The 23129-nt window shown below is 69.9% G+C and carries 25 protein-coding genes; 9 read left to right on the top strand and 16 right to left on the bottom strand.

Annotated features, from left to right (window positions below; genetic code table 11):
- Positions 1 to 62 precede the first annotated feature (62 nt).
- On the bottom strand, positions 63 to 581 hold the full coding sequence (locus DY245_RS40805) for a gluconokinase (RefSeq protein ID WP_128512167.1): 519 nt from the start codon (positions 579 to 581) through the stop codon (positions 63 to 65).
- Positions 582 to 733: 152 nt separating this feature from the next.
- On the opposite strand from DY245_RS40805, the gene DY245_RS40800 reads away from it, so the two are divergent.
- Positions 734 to 1435 (top strand): FadR/GntR family transcriptional regulator, encoded by a 702-nt coding sequence (locus DY245_RS40800; RefSeq protein ID WP_128512166.1) that lies wholly within the window; start codon positions 734 to 736, stop codon positions 1433 to 1435.
- Between the two features lie 41 nt (positions 1436 to 1476).
- On the opposite strand, the gene DY245_RS40795 is transcribed toward DY245_RS40800, so the two are convergent.
- Together DY245_RS40795 and DY245_RS40790 are read right to left on the bottom strand one after the other, a co-directional pair.
- Complete coding sequence (locus DY245_RS40795; RefSeq protein WP_128512165.1) at positions 1477 to 1689, bottom strand: hypothetical protein; 213 nt, start codon at positions 1687 to 1689, stop codon at positions 1477 to 1479.
- Positions 1690 to 1796: 107 nt separating this feature from the next.
- Positions 1797 to 3395 (bottom strand): acyl-CoA mutase large subunit family protein, encoded by a 1599-nt coding sequence (locus DY245_RS40790; RefSeq protein WP_128512164.1) that lies wholly within the window; start codon positions 3393 to 3395, stop codon positions 1797 to 1799.
- Between the two features lie 171 nt (positions 3396 to 3566).
- Between DY245_RS40790 and DY245_RS40785 the strand changes: the two genes are divergently transcribed.
- A complete protein-coding gene (locus DY245_RS40785) occupies positions 3567 to 4409 on the top strand; it encodes a L,D-transpeptidase family protein (protein ID WP_181924081.1) in 843 nt (280 codons plus the stop codon).
- Between the two features lie 199 nt (positions 4410 to 4608).
- On the opposite strand, the gene DY245_RS40780 is transcribed toward DY245_RS40785, so the two are convergent.
- The 3 genes from DY245_RS40780 to DY245_RS40770 form a co-directional block, all read right to left on the bottom strand.
- Positions 4609 to 5640 carry a hypothetical protein gene (locus DY245_RS40780; protein WP_128512161.1) on the bottom strand — a complete coding sequence of 344 codons (1032 nt, stop codon included), beginning with the start codon at positions 5638 to 5640 and terminating at the stop codon, positions 4609 to 4611.
- A complete protein-coding gene (locus tag DY245_RS40775; RefSeq protein WP_244943568.1) occupies positions 5640 to 6347 on the bottom strand; it encodes an RNA polymerase sigma factor in 708 nt (235 codons plus the stop codon). Before DY245_RS40775 ends, DY245_RS40780 begins: the two co-directional genes overlap by 1 nt.
- A gap of 570 nt (positions 6348 to 6917) precedes the next feature.
- Positions 6918 to 8639: a beta-N-acetylhexosaminidase gene (locus DY245_RS40770; RefSeq protein WP_128512160.1), complete on the bottom strand. Its 1722-nt coding sequence runs from the start codon at positions 8637 to 8639 to the stop codon at positions 6918 to 6920.
- 201 nt (positions 8640 to 8840) lie between these two features.
- Here DY245_RS40770 and DY245_RS40765 point away from each other — a divergent pair, with 201 nt between their 5' ends.
- The 5 genes from DY245_RS40765 (at position 8841) to DY245_RS40745 (ending at position 13191) form a co-directional block, all read left to right on the top strand.
- Complete coding sequence (locus DY245_RS40765) at positions 8841 to 9572, top strand: 2-oxo-4-hydroxy-4-carboxy-5-ureidoimidazoline decarboxylase (RefSeq protein ID WP_425329515.1); 732 nt, start codon at positions 8841 to 8843, stop codon at positions 9570 to 9572.
- Between the two features lie 204 nt (positions 9573 to 9776).
- On the top strand, positions 9777 to 10157 hold the full coding sequence (gene sdhC / locus DY245_RS40760) for a succinate dehydrogenase, cytochrome b556 subunit (RefSeq protein WP_128512159.1): 381 nt from the start codon (positions 9777 to 9779) through the stop codon (positions 10155 to 10157).
- A 6-nt stretch (positions 10158 to 10163) separates the two neighbouring features.
- Positions 10164 to 10643: a succinate dehydrogenase hydrophobic membrane anchor subunit gene (locus DY245_RS40755; RefSeq protein ID WP_128512158.1), complete on the top strand. Its 480-nt coding sequence runs from the start codon at positions 10164 to 10166 to the stop codon at positions 10641 to 10643.
- A gap of 20 nt (positions 10644 to 10663) precedes the next feature.
- Entirely contained in the window at positions 10664 to 12418 is a 1755-nt protein-coding gene (sdhA, locus tag DY245_RS40750) for a succinate dehydrogenase flavoprotein subunit (RefSeq protein ID WP_128512157.1), read from the top strand.
- Positions 12418 to 13191 carry a succinate dehydrogenase iron-sulfur subunit gene (locus DY245_RS40745; RefSeq protein ID WP_128512156.1) on the top strand — a complete coding sequence of 258 codons (774 nt, stop codon included), beginning with the start codon at positions 12418 to 12420 and terminating at the stop codon, positions 13189 to 13191. Before sdhA ends, DY245_RS40745 begins: the two co-directional genes overlap by 1 nt.
- Here the strand turns inward: DY245_RS40745 and DY245_RS40740 are convergent.
- Positions 13175 to 14002: a hypothetical protein gene (locus tag DY245_RS40740; protein WP_244943567.1), complete on the bottom strand. Its 828-nt coding sequence runs from the start codon at positions 14000 to 14002 to the stop codon at positions 13175 to 13177. The genes DY245_RS40745 and DY245_RS40740 overlap by 17 nt on opposite strands.
- A gap of 141 nt (positions 14003 to 14143) precedes the next feature.
- Positions 14144 to 14542 (bottom strand): MerR family transcriptional regulator, encoded by a 399-nt coding sequence (locus tag DY245_RS40735; protein WP_128512154.1) that lies wholly within the window; start codon positions 14540 to 14542, stop codon positions 14144 to 14146.
- 78 nt (positions 14543 to 14620) lie between these two features.
- On the opposite strand from DY245_RS40735, the gene DY245_RS40730 reads away from it, so the two are divergent.
- Entirely contained in the window at positions 14621 to 15442 is an 822-nt protein-coding gene (locus DY245_RS40730; RefSeq protein WP_128512153.1) for an alpha/beta fold hydrolase, read from the top strand.
- 85 nt (positions 15443 to 15527) lie between these two features.
- Entirely contained in the window at positions 15528 to 16748 is a 1221-nt protein-coding gene (locus DY245_RS40725; RefSeq protein WP_128512152.1) for an alpha/beta hydrolase family protein, read from the top strand.
- Between the two features lie 113 nt (positions 16749 to 16861).
- Here the strand turns inward: DY245_RS40725 and DY245_RS40720 are convergent, their stop codons facing one another.
- The 8 genes from DY245_RS40720 to DY245_RS40685 all read right to left on the bottom strand — a co-directional run.
- Positions 16862 to 17368, bottom strand: coding sequence for an FBP domain-containing protein (locus DY245_RS40720; protein WP_128512151.1), 507 nt, complete (start codon positions 17366 to 17368; stop codon positions 16862 to 16864).
- A gap of 129 nt (positions 17369 to 17497) precedes the next feature.
- The gene (locus tag DY245_RS40715) at positions 17498 to 18142 is read right to left on the bottom strand and encodes a hypothetical protein (RefSeq protein WP_128512150.1); all 645 of its coding nucleotides are present in this window, start codon (positions 18140 to 18142) and stop codon (positions 17498 to 17500) included.
- Positions 18143 to 18169: 27 nt separating this feature from the next.
- Complete coding sequence (locus DY245_RS40710; RefSeq protein WP_128512149.1) at positions 18170 to 18352, bottom strand: hypothetical protein; 183 nt, start codon at positions 18350 to 18352, stop codon at positions 18170 to 18172.
- Positions 18353 to 18397: 45 nt separating this feature from the next.
- The gene (locus DY245_RS40705; protein WP_128512148.1) at positions 18398 to 19579 is read right to left on the bottom strand and encodes a S8 family peptidase; all 1182 of its coding nucleotides are present in this window, start codon (positions 19577 to 19579) and stop codon (positions 18398 to 18400) included.
- 114 nt (positions 19580 to 19693) lie between these two features.
- Positions 19694 to 21160: a WXG100 family type VII secretion target gene (locus DY245_RS40700; RefSeq protein ID WP_128512147.1), complete on the bottom strand. Its 1467-nt coding sequence runs from the start codon at positions 21158 to 21160 to the stop codon at positions 19694 to 19696.
- 64 nt (positions 21161 to 21224) lie between these two features.
- Positions 21225 to 21536, bottom strand: coding sequence for a hypothetical protein (locus tag DY245_RS40695; RefSeq protein WP_128512146.1), 312 nt, complete (start codon positions 21534 to 21536; stop codon positions 21225 to 21227).
- 288 nt (positions 21537 to 21824) lie between these two features.
- Positions 21825 to 22097, bottom strand: coding sequence for a DUF1876 domain-containing protein (locus tag DY245_RS40690; protein WP_128512145.1), 273 nt, complete (start codon positions 22095 to 22097; stop codon positions 21825 to 21827).
- Positions 22098 to 22274: 177 nt separating this feature from the next.
- Positions 22275 to 23129 (bottom strand): metallophosphoesterase (locus DY245_RS40685; RefSeq protein WP_147318433.1); only part of this gene is annotated, 855 nt, incomplete at its 5' end.

The following is a 23129-nucleotide window of genomic DNA, read 5'->3' as shown; positions in this document are numbered from 1 at the left end:
GGGTGGCGTGGTGCGGGGGCGGGGTGGGGCCTCGGGGTGGGGCCTCGGGGTGGAGCCTCGGGCTATCCGGCCGTTGCGGTCGTCACGTGCAGTGCGGCCACGGCCCGCTCGGCGATCTGCCGCGGGGTGCCGGACACCTCCACGGCGACGCCCGCCTCGTCGGGGCCGAGCGGTTCGAGGGTGGCGAACTGGGAGTCCAGCAGCGCGGTCGGCATGAAGTGGCCCTTGCGCTCGGCCATCCGCTCCTCGATCAGCGCGCGCTCGCCGGTGAGGTGCAGAAAGACGACGCCGGGGGCGGCGGCCCGCAGCCGGTCGCGGTAGGCGCGCTTGAGCGCGGAGCTGCTGACCACCCCGCCGTGCCCGGCCCGCCCGTGCGCCCAGGCGCCGATGGCGTCCAGCCAGGGTCCGCGGTCGTGATCGTCCAGGGGGATGCCCGCCGACATCTTGGCGATGTTGGCCGGCGGATGGAAGTCGTCACCCTCGGCGTACGGGACGCCCAGCTCGGCGGCGACCAGCGGACCGATCGTGGTCTTGCCGGTGCCGGCAACTCCCATCACGACGATGACGTCGGGGGTGCTCATCCCGTGTACCTCGCTGCCTCGCTGTCGTCATTGACCGCGTGCGCCGTAGCGCGCGCCTCCCCACTGAAACCCATTAGGTACGACGTATTCAAGAGCCTGTGATGCAAACGTCATACTTAATTGGCCGAGGTGCGGGAACGTAGGCTTGGCCCATGGAAAACGAGGGGAAGGGACTGCACGCCCGTGTGCTGGAGTCCCTCGGACCCGCGATCACCGCGGGGGACTACCCTCCGGGCACGATCCTGCGCACGGACGAGCTGGAGCAGCGCTTCGACGTCTCGCGCACGGTCATCCGCGAGGCGATCCGGGTACTGGAGTCGATGCAGCTGGTCGCCTCCCGGCGCCGGGTGGGGGTGACCGTCCGGCCCACCGAGGAGTGGAACGTCTACGACCCGCGGGTGATCAGCTGGCGGCTGGCCGGCCGGGACCGCCCCCGGCAGCTGCGCTCGCTGACCGTACTGCGCTCGGCGGTCGAACCGGTCGCCGCGGGCCTCGCCGCCCGGCACGCCACCCCCGAACAGTGCGCCGCGCTCACCGAACACGCCATGGGCATGGTCGCCACCTCACGCGGTCAGCAGCTCGACGCCTATCTCGTCCACGACATGGCCTTCCACCGGGTGGTGCTGACCGCCTCCGGCAATGAGATGTTCGCCCGGCTCGGCGATGTGGTCGCCGCCGTCCTGACCGGCCGCACCCAGCACCATGTGATGTTCACCGACCCCGATCCGGCCGCGGTCACCCTCCATGTCCAGGTGGCGGAGGCGGTACGCACCGGCGACGCGGTCCGGGCGGAGGCGCTGACCCGCGAGATCACCGTGGGCGCGATGGCCGAACTGGACGTACTGGCGCCGTAGTTGAAGCATGCCGAGCCCGAGGCGACCCACAACGCCCCGGTTCAGAACAGCGGCTGCTGTCCCGGCATCGGTGGCTCCTCCGGGTCGAACAGCTTCTCCGCCGGCGCCATCATCGGCGCGATACGGCGCGACCCCGGGCAGGAGATCAGCTCCAGCACCGTCCGCCGGCCGGGCGGGTCATGACGGGCGAAGCGGCCGCCGACAACGGCGATCTCTCGGGTGCAGACGGGGCACGCGCGGCGGGGTGACGACATGACACCAGTGTGACTCAGGTCAGCTCGACGGTCACAAGCTCCCGCTCCCGCAGGGCAAGAGCCCGCACCCCGGGGTCCACACGCTCCGCCGCGTCCGCCCACCGCACTCAGAACGCGTCCGTAGGCACATACGTCCCCCAGACCTCCCGCAACGCATTGCACACCTCGCCCACCGTCGCCCTCGCCCGCAGCGCCTCCCGCATCGGGGGGAGCACATTGTCCGTGCCCTCGGCGGCCTTCCGCAGATCGCCGAGCGCCGCCGACACCGCACGGGCGTTACGGCGGTCCCGGAGCACCGCCAGCCGCTCGGTCTGCTGGGCCTCGATCGCCGGGTCGACCCGCAGCGGCTCGTAGGGCTCCTCCTCGTCCAGCTGGAAGCGGTTGACGCCCACCACGACCCGCTCACCGGCATCCGTCTCCTGCGCGATGCGGTACGCGTTGCGCTCGATCTCTTCCTTCTGGAAGCCCCGCTCGATGGCGGCCACCGCACCGCCCATGTCCTCGACCCGCCGCATCAGCGCAACGGCCGCCTCCTCCACCTCGTCCGTCATCGACTCGACGGCGTAGGACCCGGCGAACGGATCGACGGTGGCGGTCACATCGGTCTCGTACGCGAGCACCTGCTGGGTACGCAGCGCGAGCCGGGCCGACTTGTCCGTGGGCAGCGCGATGGCCTCGTCGAAGGAGTTGGTGTGCAGCGACTGGGTGCCGCCGAGCACCGCGGCCAGCCCCTGGACGGTGACCCGCGCGAGGTTCACCTCCGGCTGCTGGGCGGTGAGCTGCACCCCCGCCGTCTGGGTGTGGAACCGCAGCATCAGCGACTTGGGGTTCTTCGCGCCGAACTCCTCCCGCATCACCCGGGCCCAGATCCGGCGCGCGGCACGGAACTTGGCGACCTCTTCGAGCAGCGTCGTACGCGAGACGAAGAAGAAGGAGAGCCGGGGCGCGAAGTCGTCCACGTCCATCCCGGCGGCAACGGCGGTACGCACATACGCGATGCCGTTGGCGAGCGTGAAGGCGATCTCCTGCACGGGCGAGGCGCCGGCCTCCGCCATGTGGTAGCCGGAGATCGAGATGGTGTTCCACCGGGGGATCTCGGCCCGGCAGTACTGGAAGATGTCCGCGATCAGCCGCAGCGAGGGCTGCGGCGGGAAGATATAGGTGCCCCGCGCGATGTACTCCTTGAGCACATCGTTCTGAATGGTCCCGTTCAGCTGATCCGCCGCCACCCCTTCCTCCTCCGCCACCAGTTGGTAGAGGAGCAGCAGCAGGGCGGCGGGCGCGTTGATGGTCATCGACGTCGACACCTTGTCCAGCGGGATGCCGCCGAACAGCACCCGCATGTCCTCGACGGAGTCGATGGCCACCCCGACCTTGCCGACCTCGCCGGAGGCGATCGGGGTGTCCGAGTCATGGCCCATCTGCGTCGGCAGGTCGAAGGCGACCGACAGCCCCGTGGTGCCGTGGGCGATCAGCTGCCGGTAGCGGGCGTTGGACTCGCGGGCGGTGCCGAAGCCCGCGTACTGCCGCATCGTCCAGGGGCGCCCCGTATACATCGACGGATACACACCGCGGGTGAAGGGGTAGTCGCCGGGCACACCGAGCCGCTGCTGCGGGTCCCAGCCGTCCAGCGCCTCCGGCCCGTACACGGGCTCGATGGGCAGGCCGCTCTCGTTGTGCCGAACACTGCCCGACTCGTGCGCCATGGGTGTACGCCTCCCACTGGATGACCGGTATCCGGTTTTACGCCTTGCTCACAGCATGCCCGCAGGTTCGCCACGCCGCAGCGCTGGGAAGCATCACCGGTGGCCGGTCGGGCCGCCGAGATCCGGGGGTAGAGCATGATGCGGAGCAGCGGAAGAGGCACGGCGCCGGCGATGGCCGCCGTAGTGGTGGTGGCGGCGCTCGCGGTGGGCTGCCGCCCGGTGACGGTCACCGGCGGGGCCGGTTCGCCGGACAGCAAGGGCGTCCGTTACGCCCCCACCACCGCCGCTCCCCCACCTCTGTCCCATCACGCACCACCCGCCCCGACGAAACGCTCCAGCCCCTCACGCCCCCACCGCACCGCCCACCACGCGCCGTCGGCGCCCAGGCCGGTCATGGCGGCCGGCTCGCGGGGTGCGCTGGTCCGTGAACTCCAGGCGCGGCTGGCCCAGCTGGGTCTCTTCGACCGCTCCCCGACGGGCTACTACGCCGCCGTCACCGCCACCTCGGTCCGCGCCTTCCAGAAGCAGCAGGGTCTGCCCCGTACGGGCACCGTGCAGCCCACGGCCTGGAGCGCCCTGCGCGCACGCACCCATCAGCCGTCACCGCAGGAGCTCCACCCGCCGACCACCAGGCCGATCGGCACGCCCGATCCGCGCTGTCTGAAGGGCAGGGTGATCTGCATCAGCAAGCGGAGCAACACCCTCGCCTGGATGGTGGACGGCGAGATCGTCTCGGCGATGGATGTCCGCTTCGGCTCCCAGTACACCCCCACCCGCGAGGGCACCTTCGCCATCACCTTCAAGAGCCGCCGTCACATCTCGACGATCTACCACACGGCCATGCCGTACGCGATGTTCTTCAGCGGCGGCCAGGCCGTCCATTACTCCGCGGACTTCGCCGCCCGCGGCTACACCGGCGCCTCACACGGCTGTGTCAACGTCCGCGACAAGGAAAAGATCGCTGCCCTGTTCGAGGCGGTGCGGAAGGGGACGAGGGTGGTGGTCTCCCACTAGGACCTGTCTCCCCGATTTCCATGGGCCTGTGATGCCCGGTGCCGCTGCTGCGGGGTGAGGGGGGCGCGGGCAGGGCCGGGGGAACGTGCCCCGCCCGCGCCGAGTGCGCAGAGCCGTGGGTACGGGGGGAACCCCGGCTCCTCGCGCAGCCGATGACCAGTCGGCTTCATTCAGTACTGCGTCACCGGCTCGAAAAACGTCACACCGTGCTGGTGGCGGTTGCGCCGGGAGTGGCATTCGCGGGGTCCGTGGCGGTCGCCGACGGCCCGGGGGCCGGGGTCGACGTGCCGGGGCCGGGGGTGCTGCCGGGCGACTGGGAGGGGTGTTCGTCGTCGTCCTCGTCGCCGCCCGAGCCGCTGCCGCTCGGATCGGAGCCGCCGACGCCGCCGAAGCCATCGTTGTCACCCGAGCCGCCACCGACCTCGTAGCGGGCGAGGTAGGCGCGGCAGAAGGCATGCACCTTCTCCGGGCCGCCGGCCTTGCTTTCGAGGCGCCGCAGCGTGTCGCGGTCCATCTGGTCCCGTTTGCCGGATTCGTAGGCCCGGCACAGGGAGAGCAGAAGCTTCTTCTTGTCGCCGCGACCGGGGTTGGCGCCCCCGTCGCCGGCGCCACCGCTGTGCCCGGTGCCACGGCCGGGCTTGCCGGTGCCGGGCGTCCGGGTGGCGCCGGAGCTGCTGCCGGGCGTCGGGGTGCTGCCGGGTCCGGTGCTCTGCTGCCCGGGGGTGGAGTCGGGGGTCTGCGCCGTGGTGCCGTCGGTCTGGGCGCCCGGCTCGCGGGTGTCGAGCGGGCCGGGGGTTTCGGCGGCGGAGACGCTGGAGCCTGGTGCGGGGTCGCCGCCCCTGAAGGGGGTGGGCAGGACGCCGGTGCCGGCCGCGACGGCGACGCCGCCGATGGCGCAGGCGGCGAGTGCGACGGCGAGGCCGCGCCGGAAGGGGCGGGCGAGCCGGGTGCGTTCGGCGATGCTCGTGGTGGGTGCGGCATGCACGGCCGGCAGCGGTTCGCCGGTGGCGCGGTGGCGCGCGCCGGCGCGGGCCCGGCGGAAGGCGGCAACGGCGGCCTCTTCACCGGGCAGCTCGGCGGCCTTGGACATCTCGGCACAGGCCGCCGCGGCGGCCTTCAGCAACTGCTCCAGTTCGCGTGCGCCGTCACCGTGCCGGGCACTGACCGGTTCACCGCGCAGCAGTTGCTCCGCGGCATCCTTGTCGAGCCAGTTGTACCGGTCGTCGGCCATCACATGTCCTTCTGCGTTCGTGCGGCCGTTTCCGTCACACCTGGTACGTACGATTCCGCCGCGCCGTCGCGGCCTTTCCGGCCCTGGACGGGCACTCCACTCACCGTTCCGCCGTCTTCGCCGCCGCCCCGGTCCCCGTCCGGTTCGACGCCGATCAGCTCGGCGAGCCGGCGCAGTCCGCGGTGCGCCGCGGTACGCACCGCGCCGGGCCGTTTGCCGAGCACCTCCGCGGCGCTCTTGGCGTCGAGCCCGACCACCACCCGCAGGACCACTGCCTCCGCCTGGTCCTGCGGCAGCCGGGCTATCAGCCGCATGGTGCTGCCGGTGCCCAGGGCTTCGAGCGCCTCGCCCGCGGTGTCGGACGCGGCGGGGGTGTCGGTCAGTTCGCTCTCGTCGCCGCCGATCGCCGGGCGGCGGCCGCGCATCCTGATGTGGTCGAGGGCGCGGTTGCGGGCGATCCGGGCGGCCCAGCCGCGGAAGCGGTCGGCGTCGCCGCTGAAGCGTGCGAGATCACGGGTGATCTGCAGCCAGGCTTCGGAGGTGACGTCCTCAACGTCCGGTTCGCTCACCAAGGTCCGTACATATCCCAGAAGTCGGGGATGTACGGCCCGATAGACGGTACGGAACGCTGCCTCGTCGCCGTCCTGCGCCGCCTGCACGGCCACCGTCAGCCGACGGTCGTCCGGCTGAATGTCGTCCCCTCGCACGGGTCCATCTTGTCGCACGTGGAATGTCCGCCGCCCGGTCCTTGCTGCTTTAGTGCTTCCCCCGACCGCACCGCTGACCTTGCGGAGGCGCCGGAGCTGTGCCGATTACCGGCCGCCGTCGACCACGGCCCGCCGGGAACCCCCGGTAACCCGGCTGTTCCTGCTGACCGTAACCCGTGAGCCCGCACGCTCCGAACCCGGGATGGGGATACCGCCCGCTTTGGCGGGGTCGGGAGCGAGGGAGCACAAGGCGCCCGACGCACCGGCGAAGCGCGCGCACGGATCCATCTGGAACTCCCGGAAAAAACGGCTGTTTTCGGCCGCGACCGTCCGGCGCGACCCCTGCACCTATCGGTGCGGATCCGCACGTTACGGGCCTGGCCGGGCCCGCGTCCAGACCACTGGCCGTACGCCTGCCCGTACCCCGTGTGACGCTTTCGAGCCGTCCGGCGCTGTATCGGATAGGGGGCCTTAACCGGCCCTTCGCGAACGACGACCGGGGCCTCTCCTGTGGGGGGTGGCGGCCCCGGTCGTCCTCGCTTCTCACACCCGGTTCTTACCGAGCCCCCCTCACACCCGGTTGGCCAGCGCCTTGAAGTCCGTCCAGGACAGGGCGGGCGTCCGGGGGTCCCAGGTCTTCTGCGCCAGCGCCGCCAGCGGCAGCCGGATCCCGGCGGCAACCTGCTGCTGGGTCTGCGCCTGGGAGCGGTCGCTCCAGATCGCGAAGCGCGCCCCGGGGATCCGGTCCGGGCCGGTCATGCTCGACGGCACCGCCACCGGCTGGGTGCCACGGATCACCCGCGGGGTCCAGTTCTCGTAGATCCGCTGGCCCGTCGGATAGAAGAACTGGTTGGGCTCGCCGAGCACGTAGTAGAGGAACTCGTCGTTGAAGTTCATGACGTTGCGGCCCTCGCGCAAGAACAGCGCGGGGTCACGCTTCCCGCTTTCCTTGCCGGTCCAGTAGTCGACCATCCGGTTCTTGTCGGCGCTCACCGCCGGGCTGGAGAAGAACCCGTCGTTCCAGGCCTCGATCCGGTTCTTGCCCTGCCCCTCCACGGTCTTCTGCCGGTCGTTGAGCCAGCCGGTCGCCAGGTCCTCAAGGGTGCCGTTGGGGCCGTACTTCTGCCGTGCGGCCCGGGTGAGCTGCGGATATGTGGTCGCCGGGGTGGACGACAGCAGGGCCTGGTACTCATCGCCGCCCAGGTGCCAGTAGGCGGGCGCGCCCTTGGGGTTGGTGAACAGCTCGCTCATTTCCTTCAGCAGCGAGTCGATCAGCGGGGCCGCCTCGGGGTTGGAGATATCGATCGCACCGGGGACCACGCTGCCCGATGCGCGGTGCAGCAGCAGGTCGGGGTGGTGCTCCAGCACGGCGCCCAGGTGGCCGGGCGAGTCGAGCTCCGGGACGACGGAGATGTGCAGGCTGCGCGCGAGCTTGATGATCTGGCGGACCTGGGCCTTGGTGAGATGGTCGGCGGAGACGACCTCGGGGTGGGTGTCGCTCTGGATGCGGAAGCCCTGGTCGTCGGAGAAGTGCAGCTGGAACTGGTTGAGCTTGAGGTCGGCGATCTCCCGGAGGCGGGCCTCGATCCAGTCCTGGGTGTACGGCTTACGGGCGTTGTCCAGCGACATTCCGCGCTGCGGGCGGTCCGGCCGGTCCTCGATGGTGCCCTCGGGGAGCCCGCCGGCGGCGCGTACGGCCTGCTTCACGGTGCGGGTGCCGTAGAAGATGCCGGCGTCGGTGGGGGCCGTGAGAGTGAGCCGGGTGCCGCGAGCGGTGAGGGTGTAGGCCTCGTCGTCGGCGCCCTGGACGGGCACATTGTTGGCCTGGCCGGCTCCGCTGTTTCCCGTCAGCTTCACCTCGATGTCACCGGGCCGCACGGTCTGGTCGCCGTACACCACGGTCAGACCGCCCAGATCACGGGCCATCAGTTGTGCCTCGTCGGCGACATTGCTCTTCTCACCGGCCGGCACCACCACGCGGGCTCCCCTGGAGGGGCGCCAGCCGCGTCCATCGGCCCTGCGGAAGTCGCGTACGGCGGGGATGACCTGCGGTGTTCCGGTCACCGGCGCCCAGCTCGGGGTCGGTGCGGCCGGGTTCACCTTGGCGCTGGTGCTTCCGGGTGACTCGGTGTCCGCGGTGTCGGAGCAGCCGGTGAGCAGCAGTGCTCCGGCGAGTACCGCGGCCGGCAGCGCGGACCGGGGCGCCGGGCCCTGCCGCGCCCTCGGCCTCGTCAGTGGGCTCGGGGAGACCGACGGCCGCGGGGCGCGCGGCGGCCGCATCGGGTTCGACATCGTGCAATCCTCACTTTTCGGGGCGAAGGCATTGCCAGGTGTACGGAGCCGGTCGTCCACGGCGCGCGCGAAAGATCTCCCATCCGGGTGAAAATCGCGCATCCGTCGGACAGCGCTCGACGAGCGTCGTTAGCGTGGCGTTTCCATTCGTCACCCCCTTCACAGGGCTTTCCGGGAACCGTCGGATACCGCCGGGGTGTCGTGTTCACACGCACCACCGCCACACCCGCCGCCGCTTCGTCACGCGTCCCGGCTTCGGTCCGCTTCCCTCAGCTTCCGTCAGCCGCCCGTCCCGCACCCGTCGAAAAGAACCATTCGCATCCGTCCGAGGAGCCCACGCTGTCCGGTGACACCCCGGCCGCCCGGCCGACGACGTTGCACGGTCCGCCGTCCCCGCGGTGCGGCATACCTTCGCAGCTCCGCAGCGCCGCCCTGCCGCGGCCCCGCCCCGAGGGCCTGGGCCTGCACCGTTTCAACACACTCGCCCCGGACGACGCCCTGGCCGCGCTGTACAGCTGCTGCGGCAGCCGCCGCTGGGCCGAGCGGGTCGCCGCGCACCGCCCGTACCCGGATCTCGACGCCCTGCTCGCCGCCTCCGACGAGGCCTGCTACGACCTGACCGCGGCCGAGCTGGACGAGGCGCTCGCCGAGGAGTCCCTCTCCCCGCAGCCGCTGGTCGGCGCCCGCGGCCCCGGCACGCTCGCCGCCCATACCGCGCTGCGCGCCGCACACGCCGAGTACGAGCGGCGCTTTCGCCATGTCTTCGTGATCTGCCTGGACGGCTACCGCGACGACGAGCTGCTCGACCAGGTCCTGTCCGGCATCCGCACCCGGCTGGGCAACGAAACGGACGAGGAACGGTCGGTCGCCGCCGACGAACTGCGCCGGCTGGCCCGCGGCCGACTGGCGCGCCTCACCGCCTCCACCCCGTGACGAACTGCGGCATAAGGGCCGGAAAACTCCGGTTCGCCCTCGTGTGATAGCCCGTTGGTGCCTGTTTGATCACACCTAAGGACCCCGGCGCAAGGAACCGACAACACGTCGCTACGATGGCCAGGGCCGGTGGACCGTACCCGGCCGGGCCAGACCGACAGAGAAGCCGGCAGGCCCTAATCCCCGCTCCCGGAGGGTTTTTCCGTGCCGGCTGGAACGCTGTACCGCGGCCGGGAAGGCATGTGGTCCTGGGTGGCTCATCGAGTCACCGGCGTCCTCATCTTCTTCTTCCTGTTCGTACACGTCCTCGACACCGCTCTCGTACGCGTCTCCCCCGACGCGTACGACAACGTCGTTGCGACATACAAGACGCCGATCGTCAACGTGATGGAGTACGGCCTGGTGGCCGCCATCCTCTTCCACGCGCTCAACGGCCTTCGGGTCATCGCCGTGGACTTCTGGTCGAAGGGCCCGAAGTACCAGAAGCAGATGCTGTGGTCCGTTGTCGGCGTCTGGGTCGTGCTGATGGCCGGTGCCTTCTACCCCGTGCTGCAGCACACTCTGCGCACGCTGTTCGGGAGCTGACGCGAGATGTCTGCTGAAAACACCTCCACAGGTGCCACCGCGACGGACGACGTCACCCTCTACGACGTGGACCACCCCGCCCCGGTCATCGAGGCGCCGCGCAAGCGCACCGGCAAGTCCCCGAAGGCGACCCGCACCAACTTCGAGCTGTACGGCTGGCTGTTCATGCGGCTGTCCGGCATCGTCCTGGTCGTCCTGGTCCTGGGGCACCTGCTGATCCAGCTCGTGCTGGACGGCGGTGTCTCCAAGATCGGCTTCGCGTTCGTCGCCGGCCGCTGGGCGAACCCGTTCTGGCAGATCTGGGACCTGGCGATGCTGTGGCTCGCCATGCTGCACGGCGCCAACGGCCTGCGTACCGTCATCAACGACTACGCGCAGCGGGACAACACCCGCTTCTGGCTGAAGATGCTGCTGTACACCGCCACGGTGTTCACCGTCCTTCTGGGCACGCTGGTGATCTTCACCTTCGACCCGAACATCCGCTAAAGCCGGGGCTGACTGGAACAATGAAGATCCACAAGTACGACACCGTCATCGTCGGCGCCGGTGGCGCGGGCATGCGCGCGGCCATCGAGTCGACGAAGCGCAGCCGCACCGCGGTCCTGACGAAGCTCTACCCGACCCGCTCCCACACCGGCGCCGCCCAGGGCGGTATGGCCGCCGCCCTCGCGAACGTCGAGGAGGACAACTGGGAGTGGCACACCTTCGACACGATCAAGGGTGGCGACTACCTGGTCGACCAGGACGCCGCCGAGATCCTCGCGAAGGAGGCCATCGACTCGGTCCTCGACCTGGAGAAGATGGGCCTGCCGTTCAACCGCACCCCGGACGGCACGATCGACCAGCGCCGCTTCGGCGGTCACTCCCGTAACCACGGTGAGGCCCCGGTCCGCCGGTCCTGCTACGCCTCGGACCGCACCGGCCACATGATCCTCCAGACGCTGTACCAGAACTGCGTCAAGGAGGGCGTGGAGTTCTTCAACGAGTTCTACGTGCTCGACCTGCTGCTCCAGGACGTCGACGGCGTCAAGAAGTCCGCGGGCGTCGTCGCGTACGAGCTGGCCACCGGCGAGATCCATGTCTTCCAGGCGAAGGCGATCATCTTCGCCTCCGGCGGCACCGGCAAGTTCTTCAAGGTGACCTCCAACGCGCACACCCTGACCGGTGACGGCCAGGCCGCCGCCTACCGTCGCGGCCTGCCGCTGGAGGACATGGAGTTCTTCCAGTTCCACCCGACGGGCATCTGGCGGATGGGCATCCTCCTGACCGAGGGTGCGCGTGGCGAGGGCGGCATCCTTCGCAACAAGGACGGCGAGCGCTTCATGGAGAAGTACGCGCCCGTCATGAAGGACCTCGCCTCGCGTGACGTCGTCTCGCGCTCCATCTACACGGAGATCCGCGAGGGCCGTGGCTGCGGTCCCGAGGGCGACCACGTCTACCTGGACCTGACGCACCTTCCGCCGGAGCAGCTGGACGCCAAGCTCCCGGACATCACCGAGTTCGCGCGTACCTACCTCGGTATCGAGCCCTACACGGACCCGATCCCGATCCAGCCGACCGCGCACTACGCCATGGGCGGCATCCCGACGAACGTCGAGGGTGAGGTCCTGGCGGACAACACCACGGTCGTGCCGGGCCTGTACGCCGCCGGCGAGGTGGCCTGTGTCTCCGTGCACGGCGCCAACCGGCTGGGCACCAACTCGCTCCTGGACATCAATGTCTTCGGGCGCCGGGCCGGCATCGCCGCCGCCGAGTACTCCGCGGACGCCGACTTCGTCGAGCTGCCCGAGGACCCGGCGCAGCAGGTCGTCGACCAGGTCGAGCGGCTGCGCAACTCCACGGGCACCGAGCGGGTCACCGAGATCCGCAAGGAGCTCCAGGAGTGCATGGACGCCAATGTGATGGTGTTCCGCACCGAGCAGACGATCAAGACGGCGGTCGAGAAGATCGGCGAGCTGCGCGAGCGCTACCGGAACGTGTCCATCCAGGACAAGGGCAAGCGGTTCAACACCGACCTCCTGGAGGCCATCGAGCTGGGCAACCTGCTCGACCTGGCCGAGGTCATGGCGGTCTCCGCGCTGGCCCGCAAGGAGTCCCGCGGCGGTCACTACCGCGAGGACTACCCCAACCGCGACGACGTCAACTTCATGCGGCACACCATGGCGTACCGCGAGGTGGGCGCAGACGGCACCGAGTCGATCCGTCTCGACTACAAGCCGGTCGTGCAGACCCGCTACCAGCCGATGGAGCGTAAGTACTGATGAGCACCCCGACTCTCGACAAGAACTCCGCGGCGCTGGACGCGGCCGAGGACGGCGCTTCCCACCTGATCAACGTCACCTTCCGGATCCGCCGGTTCAACCCGGAGATCTCGGAGGACGCCAGCTGGGAGGACTTCCAGCTGGAGATCGACCCCAAGGAGCGCGTCCTGGACGCCCTCCACAAGATCAAGTGGGACCAGGACGGGTCGCTGACCTTCCGCCGCTCCTGCGCCCACGGCATCTGCGGCTCGGACGCCATGCGCATCAACGGCCGCAACCGTCTGGCCTGCAAGACGCTGATCAAGGACATCAACCCCGAGAAGCCGATCACGGTCGAGGCCATCAAGGGCCTGACCGTGCTGAAGGACCTTGTCGTCGACATGGAGCCCTTCTTCCAGGCCTACCGCGATGTGATGCCCTTCCTCATCACGACCGGCAACGAGCCGACCCGTGAGCGCCGGCAGTCCGCCGAGGACCGCGAGCGCTTCGACGACACCACCAAGTGCATCCTGTGCGCCGCCTGCACGTCCTCGTGCCCGGTGTTCTGGAACGACGGCCAGTACTTCGGCCCGGCGGCGATCGTCAACGCGCACCGCTTCATCTTCGACTCGCGCGACGAGGGCGGCGAGCAGCGCCTGGAGATCCTGAACGACAAGGACGGCGTCTGGCGCTGCCGGACGACCTTCAACTGCACGGACGCCTGCCCGCGCGGTATCGAGGTCACCAAGGCCATCCAGGAGGTCAAGCGGGCGCTGATCACTCGGCGCTTCTGATCCCCGCGGCGATCCGGGTTCCGACCCGGCCGCCGATGAGGGCCGGTACGTCCCTGAGGGCCTCGCTTCCGTACATCCGGGAGCGGGGCTCTTCGGCATGGGGGCTCTCCCGTTCCCGCGCCGGATACACCAGCACCGGCGGCAGCGCCTCGTCCACCAGCGCCACCGGCTCGTCACGGCAGAAGTACGACGGGACGAAGACCAGCCCCCGCCCCTCCAGGAACAGCTCCCGCTCCACCGGGTAGGCGACCTCCAGGACCGGCGGCCGCCACCGCATCACCGGCCCGAAGGTCCGCAGCATCGCCTGCGCCCCGGACTGCCCCAGCGCATGCATCCGCAGTGCCCGGTCAACGCCGACCCGCCGGGCGATCCGCGGCCAGCCGGGCGCGATCGCCAGATGGTGGTACGTCCGCAGGCTCCGGGCGAGCTGCCGCAGCGCGGCCGGCTCCCCCTCCGCGATGCCGCGCAGCCACCCCGGCAGCGCCCGGTGCCCGGCCAGCAGCGTCAGCTCGGTCCGCAGCCGCTCCCGCGGCGTGCTCATCACGGCCTCCAGCCCCGGTTCGACCCCGTCCAGTGACGCGAACGGCGTGAGGAAATCCGGGAAGTACCCGTGCAGCGGCACCAGCGGCAGCAAGTCCCGCAGCGGCCCCGGCCCATGGCGTACCGCATGCTGGCGCCAGGCAGCCAGTGCCGGCTCGGTGCGGCACTGGCGCAGACTGTGCAGGCTCAGCACCGTCTCCCACAGCGGATCGGCGCCGTCGGCCACTCGCGTACGCGCCAGATCCTGCGCGGTGAAGTGCACTCGTAGCACGGCATCCCCCTGCTCCTGCGCCGCTCCCCCGAACGGCGTGCACACGAGGATCTGTCCGGCGGGTGGGTTGTGGCAAGTGGGACACGCGGGTAGCTTCTCCGCTCTCGCCGGAGCCTTACCGGGAGCTGCCCCCGTGATCTTTCAGGCCGACCGCAGCGCCCTCGCCGCCAGCGCCTCGTCCTGCGCCCGGCGCTCCCGCATGACCTGCGCATACGCCCCCAACGCGGCCCTCCGACGCGCCAACTCGGCCATCTCCGCGTCCAGTTGCGCCATCTGCCGCTCCACGATGCCGCAGGAGAACGCACACGGGTTCAGCCCGGGGCCGCCCTGGGCGCAGGGCAGCAACGCGCGGATGTCGTCGGTGTTCAGCCCGGTCGCGAGGAGCTCCCGGATGCGCCCGACGGTCTCCACCGACTCCTCGTCGTCATAGCGCCGGTAGCCGTTCGCGTCCCGCTGGGCGCAGAGCAGCCCCCGCTGTTCGTAGTAGCGCAGCACTCGCGTACTGACCCCCGTACGCCGCGCCAGCTCACCGATCCGCATCCCGTCCCCTCCCGTGTCCCACCGCGCGCCACGGCCGACTTGACCTTTACACCGGCGTCAAGGTGCAACCTCTGGCCCATGACGCAGATTCCCGCAGCACACGCCCCGGCTCCCGCCGTCCCGCCCCTCTCCACCCTCGTCACCGGCGACCCCACCGGCCCCGGCGTCCTGCTCGCCCACGGCGCGACCGGCAGCATCCAGAGCAACTACGGGGAGCTGATCCCCGCGCTGGTGGCCTCCGGCCACCGTGTGGTGGCTCCCGACTACCCCGGTTCGGGCGAAACCCCGCGGTTCACCGGCCCGTTGGAGCTGGACGCCCTGGCCGACGCGCTGGTCGCCGAGGCTACCGCGGCCGGTCTGGAGACCTTCACGCTGATCGGCTTCTCGATGGGGACGGCGGTGTCCGTACGAGCCGCCGCCCGTCACCCCGAGCGGGTGCGCGGCATCGTCCTGACCGCCGGACTCGCCAAGGCGGACGCCCGGACAACGGTCTGGCTGGATCTCTGGCTGAGCCTCCTGGAGCGCGGCGACCACGCAGGCTTCGCCCGGTCCCGGGCCCTCAGCGGCCTCTCCCCCGAACGCTTCAACGCCCTGTCCCCGGCGGAACTGACGGCCGTGCTGGACCCGGACCCGTCCCTTCCGCCGAGCGGCTCGGCGGAGCAGGCCGCTCTCGTACGCACCCTGGACACCACCGCCGACCTGTCCGGCATCTCGGTCCCCACCCTGGTCATCGCCACCACGCTGGACGCACTGCTGCACCCGGACAACTCCCGTTATCTGGCGGACCACATCCCCGGCGCCGCATACGCCGAGATCGCCACTGGACATCTGCCCATGGCCGAACGCCCCCAGGAATGGCAGGACTTGATACAGACCTTCCTCGCCAAGCACGGCCTGTAACGCCTGTCGATCTTCTGAAGAAGTCCTCCTTGAACCATGACTTTCGTCAGTACCGACTGCGGATAGCCCTGCTTACGCTCGAAGCATGAACAAACTCCGCCGCAGCGCCATCGCGTTACTCCTCGCCATCACCCTTCCGCTGCCCGTGGCCGCCGCCGGCGTCGCCGCTGCCGCACCCCCGCAGCCCGGCGCCCAGGCGGTGGCCGACGCCCACACCCGTCTCGAACTCCCCCGCCCCACCGGGCCGTACGCGGTCGGACGCGACACGCTCCACCTCGTCGACAAGCAGCGCCGGGACCCCTGGGTGCCGTCCGCGGGCGCACGGGAGCTGATGGCGTCGATGTACTACCCGGCCCGTCCGGGCACCGGCGGGTCCCACACGCCGTATATGACCACCAAGGAGGCCCAACTCCTGCTGGAGGGCGTCAAGCGGACGGATGTCCTGCCGCCCGAAGTGCTCGCCGGCACCCGCGTCCACGCCCGCACCGGCGCCCGGCCCATCGGCGGCAGACACCCCCTGGTGGTCCTCTCCCCGGGCTTCACCCTCAACCGGGCGACGCTCTCCCTGCTCTCCGAGGAACTGGCTTCCCGCGGCTATGTCGTAGCCCTCCTCGACCACGCCTACGAGTCCTTCGGCGCCGCCTTCCCCGGTGGCCGTACCCTCACCTGCGTCGCCTGCCAGACGGTCGAGCACGCGCCCGAGAACACCCGGAAGAAGCTGATGGCCAAGGTCGCCACCGGCCGCGCCGCCGATATCTCGTTCGCCATCGACACCCTGACGGCGGCGCCCCGGGACGGCGGACACGCCCCGGCCTGGAAGCACTCGGCAATGATCGACCCGAAGCGGATCGGCACCGCCGGACACTCCATCGGCGGCAACAGCGCGGCAAGCGCGATGGCGGCCGACGAGCGGATCCGCGCCGGGGTGAACATGGACGGCACCTTCTTCGCGCCGGTCCCGCGCTCCGGCCTCGACGGCCGGCCGTTCCTGATGCTCGGCGCCCTCGACGGCCATGCGCCCGGCGACGACGACACCACCTGGCTGCGCGACTGGCACCGCCTGGACGGCTGGAAGCGCTGGCTCACGGTCCGCGGCGCCGGCCACTTCACCTTCATCGACATACCGGTACTGGCCGCACAGATCGGCGTCACCGATCCCACGGCCCCGATCTCCGGCAAGCGCTCCGGCGAAATCACCCGGGACTACGTCAGCGCCTTCTTCGACCGGCAGCTGCGCGGCATACCCCGGCCCGTCCTGGACGGCCCGTCCGCCGCCAATCCCGAGGTGGTCTTTCAGAATCCCTGACCTCACGACGGCCTGGCCGATACGGCCCGCCCATGGGAAGGGGGGAGCGGCCGCCCGCTCCCCCTTCGCCCCCCGATTCCGCTATCGCTCCAAGTCCACTACCGCCGCGCTGCTCACTCGCCGCCCTCAAGAACCTTGTCCAGGAAAGCGTCCAGGTTCCGTACGGTACGGGCGATCCGCTCCTCCAGCGGCAGCGTCTCCTCATGCCGTCCGGCGAGCTGGGACCGCTTGCGTCCCCGGACATAGAGGGAGCATGCGAGGTCGGCACACAGATATGTCCCGACGGTGTTCCCCTGCCGCCCCAGCGGCCCGGCCCGGCGCGCGGCGAGCAGGCTGACCCCGGACCCGGGGTGCCCGGTCACACAGACCGAACACACCGTCGTCTTGGTGAAACTCCGCCGCACACCCTGCGGCACCCGCAGCGTGACCCCGATGATCCCGTCGCCCCGCGGCGCGACCAGATAGCTCCGGTCCGGCGCGCCCGGATCACGCCACCCCAGAAAGTCCAGGTCGCCCCACGGAAGTTGGGCCAGCCCAACCGGCAGATTGATCCTGCTCGCCTCGCCCTTCGAGCAATTGACGAACGAGGCACGTATTGCTTTTTCACCTACGGGGTCCATGACGCCCGAAGCTAACAGCGCGCCCCGGGGCCCGTCGCCCCATTTATCTCCGCACGGGACGGGACCAGAACGGCACCGGCCGGGCAGCGACGACAGGAAGAACCGGCGCGCCCGTGGCACTCATGGCGCTTATGCACCCGACCGCATCATCACCGCGTACTTCGTCTTTTTGTTGAGCTTCGCCCGCTGCGCCCTCGCGGTGCGCTCGGCGCCGGCCTCTTCCCGTTTCCGCGCGGTCTTGTCCCAATCCGCCGGCTTCAGGAACAGCATCGCATTACTCCCCGGCACCACCAGAACACCGCCGAAGGGCAGGTCACCCGCAAGCCACGCGCCCTCCTCCACACCCTCCGGCCAACGGCGTCGTCCGGGCGCATTGACCGCCAGCATCAGCGGCGCCCCATGCTGCCCACGCGTCGTCACGCGGACCTCGTAGACGTTGCCGTACTGAGTCCACCGCTCCCGCTTCTTGATCACCCGAGGATGGAACTCCAGCGGATAGTCACGGAGCACTCTCGCGCACTGGGAGACACGGATTCCGTAGATGAGGCGGTGAACCGTGAGGACAAATGCCCCCACCCCTGCGACAGTGAACAACATCAGGAAAGGCGAGTCCAACCCCAGCAAGCGATCCGCCGCTACCGGGATTGCCACAAGAACAGCGGTGATCAGCAGACGCAGCGCAATGAGTTTGGCCAGGGAAAGGTAATTAACTCTCAGTACCTGCGCCACGTCCGGAGCCTCGGGTGGCGCCGGAGTCTGCGGGTCGTACGCCATAACATTCTCCTTCTGGGGCTGCTACTGCTAACCGAACGGGTTGTTCGCCGTGTCGGCTGCTGCGCCCGGCCTCGTACCCCCGGCCCCGTCCGCCTTTTCGACAGGCGATGGGTCGAAGAACGACACCGTGTGCCCGACGCCCAACAGCACATCCCGGTATTCGTCGGCCAGTTCCAGAGCAGGCGTGACCAGATGGTCGTCCCAGATCAATCACGATTACCCGGCGCGATGAACCATGTGGCTGCGGCAGCCGCCTCAGCCCCAGCTCTGACCGCCGGCGTTCTTGCGGCGGCGCGCGGAGACCACCACACCGATGACGATGCCGACGACGATCAGCACCCCGACGGCGATACCGCCGAAGAGCATCACCTTCTCCTTGCCGCCCATGGGCGGGTTGGGGTCGAATCCCTTGTCGGCAGCGGCGGCAGCGCCCTTCTTCGGCATCGGCAGCGGCCCCGCCGCCGGACCCGCCGGGATGTCGCGTCGCAGCGCAGGTCCGGGCTGGATGAAGCCATAGCCGTAGTGGACGTCCGGAAGCTTGAGGTGTTTGTCCTTCTCGGTCTGGGCCAGACCGGCGGTCTTCACCAGGCGGTTGGCGATCTGGCCGGGGGTGAGCTTCGGGAACTTCTGCTTGAGGAGGGCGGCGGCGGCGGAGACGTAGGCACTCGCCGCGGAGCTGCCGTTCGCTTCGGTGTTGTAGGCGGAGTCACTCTTGCCCATCGCCACAGGGATCCGCTCGCCGGGCGCGAGGAGGTCCATGTCCGAGTTGAAGTTGTTGGCGTCGGCAGACTTGCCGTACTGGTCGACCGAGCCCACCCCGATGACCCCCGGGCAACCCACCGGATAGCTCCTGTGGGACCAGCCGTCGTTACCCGCGCCAGCCACGACCACCACGCCCTTTTCGAGGGCGTACTGGATGGACTCGCAGGTGTCCCCGCTCCGCATATTCTCGCCGTAGGACATATTGATGACGTCAGCGCCGTGCTCCACGGCCCACCGCGTGGCCTGCCCGCTGTTCTTGTACTCCGGGACCGGAAGGATCTTGGCGTCGGGCGCCAGTCCCTTGATGCCTTCGGAGCCGCCCGGGCCGTGTCCGTGGCCGGCGATGATCCCAGCCATCGCGGTGCCGTGATCGCGGATGTCTTCGTTCGGCTTGAGATGCTTGGCGTTCTCGGCCATCGTCGCCTTGCCGAAGTCCGGCCCGGGAAGGAACTGCCCCTTGAGGTCCTGGTGGGTCGTGCGGAAACCACTGTCGAGCACGGCCACCGTCACACCCTTTCCGGTGGCTTCCTTCCAGAGCTGTTGCGCCCCGAACGCCTCCAACGGCCACTGGCCCTTGCGCACTTGATCTGCGGAGGCGGTGCCGCCCGCGGCCAGCAGCAGCGCTCCGGTCAGCGCAGCACCCGCCGTCGCGCGCAGTGTTCGGGTGACCCTCATCCTTCGCTCCTTCTTGCTGTGCTCTCCGGGCGGAGTTGTTCCGCCTGAGGAAAAGCCCCGCACTCCTGAGTGCGGGGCCATGCCTCATTGGCCGCATGCGACGTTATCGTCGGCCTACTCGATGACGCGAGGGGCCACATTACGTTGCGGGGTCCACGTCTCCTCGTCCTCGACGAGGTAGTCGGGACGCTGCCCTGTGGTGCGCTCCTTCTCCCCGCTGCCCTTGCCCTTGGCTCCGGCAGCGCCGGCCATACCCGCCTGCTTGCCGCCACGGCTGCGGTGCAGACCGGAGCCGCCCTGCTTGGCGCCGCCCGCCGGGCCGCCCGGCTTGCCGGCAATGCCGCCACGGGTACGTGCCTGCGGACCACCGCGCCCGGCCGCCGCGCCCTTGCCGCCCGCCTTTCCGGCTCCGGCCCCGGCTCCGCCTCCCGGCATACCACCGCCGCGCATACCGCCACCGCGCATACCGCCGGCACCGCCGGCGCTACGCGCTCCGCCGGCGCGCATGGCTCCGGGCATGCCGATGGCACCGGGCGGCATCGCGCCGCCGGGGAAGCCGCCCGTACCGCCGGGCACGCCGTGGCTGCCGCCCGTCGTCCCGCCGCCGATGCCGCCACCGCCACCGCCACCGCCAACCGACGGTGGGGCGAGAGTGCCGCCCTGCACGCTGTCGAGTCCGGTGGTCACCGGCACATCGGGCCGCGCGATCTTGGGACCGTCGAAGCCCGGCGGGACGGCGTGACCGCCCGCTCCGTTGGGCATGTTCGGCATCTGCGACGACGGGTGTGGGTGGGTACCACTGATCACCGGCATGTTCACCGGGGGCGGCGCGTGATTCGTGGGGGGCTGCTTCGGCCAGTCGCCCTTGGCGCCGCCCGGGTCGTAGCCGTCCCTGAGGTTCTTGCCATGGGCTTCATAGTTGGCCGCCAGCTCATCCATCACGATGACCGCCTCGACCTGGCGCTCCTTGCTCAGGGACAGATTGTCCCGGTTGAGCTCCAGCGCCATGCGGGTGTCCATCTTGGGATTCGCCATGTCCCGCTTGAACTGGCTGTCGTCGCCGCTCGCGTCGGTCGCCCGGTCCACGACGCCAGGGTCATGGATCTTCGACATGGTCTTCTTCGCCTCGCGAAGATTGTGGGCGACGCCGGCCTCCGGGCCCGATCCTCGCGTACCGATCAGCGTGGACTCGACATTCCGGGAGTGCTGGTAGGTCCTGTCGATCTTCTCCAGGACCTTGCCGGCTTCCCTGCGGAACGCCTGGGCCGCCGAGCCCTCCCAGTGCGCCGAGGCATGATCGACGGCAGCCATGAAGGCCTTACGGATGCCACCGGTCCCGTCCTCGCCGCCCAGCCGGTCGGCGGAGGCCCGCCAGTGACGACCGGAGGTCTCGATCGCCTCGGGGTTGGCGTGCTCGATCATCGCTCGGAGCGCGTTGATGCCGTGGTGATGGAAATCAGAAGGAGAGCGGCGAGTCAGTTGCTGACCCTTGAACGACTTCAGCCGCTCTTCCCGCTCATGGTCCTTGCGCTGCTTTTCCATCTGTTTGGCGCTGTCGTACTCCTGCTTGGCGTCAACCATGCAGGCCCCCCTTCATGTCCATCTCCGCCTCTCGTGCATGCATCACCGCGCGCCGTTCAGCCGCTCAGCCGTTCATCGAGGTCTTGGCCTGGTGCTCTTGGTCCTCGTACGCGCCCCGGCTGGCTTCGGTCTTCTCACCGAACTTGTGGATGAGGTCCTGGAGGGCGTCGATGACCTGCGACATGTACGACTGCATGTCGTCGTGGGCACTGGCGAGTTTGCCCGCCTCGAGGAAGTCGACGCCAAACGCCGACTTCGGAATCGCCGTGCTGTACTTCATCTTCTGGCTGGGTTCGTCCATATCGCCCCGAAGATGCTTGAGCTGGCGCACGACACTGTCCAACTCGTCCAGGTCGACCTTGAATTGCTCAGCCATGACTACACTCCCCGTTCCCCCGCGTGCCCTGCTCGTCCCCTTCACACCGCCCCGCGGAGCTACCACGGTAAGGGCACCGTAAAGACACTAAAGACTAGGGAGTTGGTGGTCGGAATAGCAAGATCGTAAGTCGTGATCTGTCCGATTCACGGCAGATTGCGACCGCCTTTTGTAGGCGGGCCGTTACTTAGTACCCGCGGGGTGGGGCGCGTACCCATCCGCGCAGGACTCATCGCCCCGAGTGCCATGCGCCTGACGCTCCGGTTCGGCCGGTCGGAGCAGGTCAGCTCACGTCAGCGGATAGGACGTCCTCCCCGACGCCTCGTCGATCTCATCGTGCGCCTTGGTCAGCAACTTCATCGCCAGTTCGTTGAGCGCCCTGGCTCCCGCGATCTCCTCACCGACCCTTGGCTGGTCCGCGTCGGCGGGGTGGCGGCTCGCGTATCCATGGCCCCGCACCTCGCTCCCGTCGGAGAGCCGAACGAGGGCGGCCGCGCGGGTGTGCTGGGTGTCCTCCTCGAACTCCAGCTCAACATGCCATCCGACAGCGGTCTGCAACATCACGATCACCTCCGGAGTCCCTGCTACCAGGGTGCGCCCGCTGCGCCGCCCGTGCACGACATGTGCGAGGGGCCGTGAGGTCCGGCTACGCCCGGGGGTCGGACGACGGCATACCGTGCACGGGAGCGTCGACAGCGGCGGCGAGAAGGGACCCGGGCCGCAAGCCGTCCCGGCCCTCTACGCCCGCACCGACGCCAGTTCCACCACCGTGATGTCGGGCGGCGCGCCCAGCCGTACGGGCGGACCCCAGGCCCCGGCGCCGCGGGTCACATACAGCTGGGTGTCGCCGTAGCGCTCCAGGCCGGCGACGGTGGGGTTGGTGGCGGCGGCGACGTAGGTGAAGGGCCACATCTGGCCGCCGTGGGTGTGGCCGGAGAGCTGGAGGTCGACGCCGTGCCGGACGGTGTCGTGGATGGTGACCGGCTGGTGGGCCATGAGGACGACGGCGCGGGCGGGGTCCCGGCCGCCCAGGGCCAGGTCGTAGTCGGGTCCGGCGTGCTCGGTTGCGCCCGCGAGGTCGTTGATGCCGGCGAGGTCGAAGCCGGGGAGTTCGGTGCGTGCGTTCTCCAGCGGGTGGATGCCCAACTCCCGTACGTGGTCGACCCATTGGGCGGCGCCCGAGTAGTACTCGTGGTTGCCGGTGACGAAGTACGCGCCGTGCCGGGAGCGCAGTTCGCGCAGTGGTTCGGCGGCCGGGGCGAGGTCGGCGACGCTGCCGTCGACCAGGTCCCCGACGATGGCCACCAGGTCGGGGTCGGTGCGGTTGATCGTCTCGACGATCCGCCGGGTGTGGGCGCGGCCCAGGATCGGGCCGAGGTGGATATCGCTGACGACGGCGATACGGAAGCCATGGGCGGCGCGCGGCAGTTTGGCCAGCGGGATCGTGACGCGCTTCACGGTCGGGCCGCGCAGGGTCGTGGCGGTGCCGTATCCGACGGCCGCGGTGGCGGCGACGGAGGCGCCGGCGGCGACCGCCCGGGCGATGAAGAGCCGGCGGGGCGGGGCGGCGAGCGGCGGCAGGGCGGGGGTGTG

Origin of the sequence: Streptomyces inhibens (genome assembly GCF_003389455.1) — a bacterium.
Classification (GTDB): Bacteria; Actinomycetota; Actinomycetes; order Streptomycetales; family Streptomycetaceae; genus Streptomyces; species Streptomyces inhibens.
The sequence above is the reverse complement of the archived record's forward strand: the minus strand, read 5'-3'. Positions and strand labels throughout refer to the sequence as shown.

Coding starts and splice junctions, on each gene's coding strand:
- DY245_RS40720 (WP_128512151.1), bottom strand. CDS start 17,368: ATGGACCCCGTAGGTGAAAAAGCAATACGTGCCTCGTTCGTCAATTGC.
- DY245_RS40755 (WP_128512158.1), top strand. CDS start 10,164: ATGTCTGCTGAAAACACCTCCACAGGTGCCACCGCGACGGACGACGTC.
- DY245_RS40735 (WP_128512154.1), bottom strand. CDS start 14,542: ATGCGGATCGGTGAGCTGGCGCGGCGTACGGGGGTCAGTACGCGAGTG.
- DY245_RS40795 (WP_128512165.1), bottom strand. CDS start 1,689: ATGTCGTCACCCCGCCGCGCGTGCCCCGTCTGCACCCGAGAGATCGCC.
- DY245_RS40715 (WP_128512150.1), bottom strand. CDS start 18,142: ATGGCGTACGACCCGCAGACTCCGGCGCCACCCGAGGCTCCGGACGTG.
- DY245_RS40805 (WP_128512167.1), bottom strand. CDS start 581: ATGAGCACCCCCGACGTCATCGTCGTGATGGGAGTTGCCGGCACCGGC.
- DY245_RS40700 (WP_128512147.1), bottom strand. CDS start 21,160: ATGGTTGACGCCAAGCAGGAGTACGACAGCGCCAAACAGATGGAAAAG.
- sdhA (WP_128512157.1), top strand. CDS start 10,664: ATGAAGATCCACAAGTACGACACCGTCATCGTCGGCGCCGGTGGCGCG.
- DY245_RS40745 (WP_128512156.1), top strand. CDS start 12,418: ATGAGCACCCCGACTCTCGACAAGAACTCCGCGGCGCTGGACGCGGCC.
- DY245_RS40785 (WP_181924081.1), top strand. CDS start 3,567: ATGGCCGCCGTAGTGGTGGTGGCGGCGCTCGCGGTGGGCTGCCGCCCG.
- DY245_RS40695 (WP_128512146.1), bottom strand. CDS start 21,536: ATGGCTGAGCAATTCAAGGTCGACCTGGACGAGTTGGACAGTGTCGTG.
- DY245_RS40705 (WP_128512148.1), bottom strand. CDS start 19,579: ATGAGGGTCACCCGAACACTGCGCGCGACGGCGGGTGCTGCGCTGACC.
- DY245_RS40690 (WP_128512145.1), bottom strand. CDS start 22,097: ATGTTGCAGACCGCTGTCGGATGGCATGTTGAGCTGGAGTTCGAGGAG.
- DY245_RS40770 (WP_128512160.1), bottom strand. CDS start 8,639: ATGTCGAACCCGATGCGGCCGCCGCGCGCCCCGCGGCCGTCGGTCTCC.
- DY245_RS40725 (WP_128512152.1), top strand. CDS start 15,528: ATGAACAAACTCCGCCGCAGCGCCATCGCGTTACTCCTCGCCATCACC.
- DY245_RS40790 (WP_128512164.1), bottom strand. CDS start 3,395: ATGGCGCACGAGTCGGGCAGTGTTCGGCACAACGAGAGCGGCCTGCCC.
- DY245_RS40730 (WP_128512153.1), top strand. CDS start 14,621: ATGACGCAGATTCCCGCAGCACACGCCCCGGCTCCCGCCGTCCCGCCC.
- DY245_RS40780 (WP_128512161.1), bottom strand. CDS start 5,640: ATGGCCGACGACCGGTACAACTGGCTCGACAAGGATGCCGCGGAGCAA.
- DY245_RS40800 (WP_128512166.1), top strand. CDS start 734: ATGGAAAACGAGGGGAAGGGACTGCACGCCCGTGTGCTGGAGTCCCTC.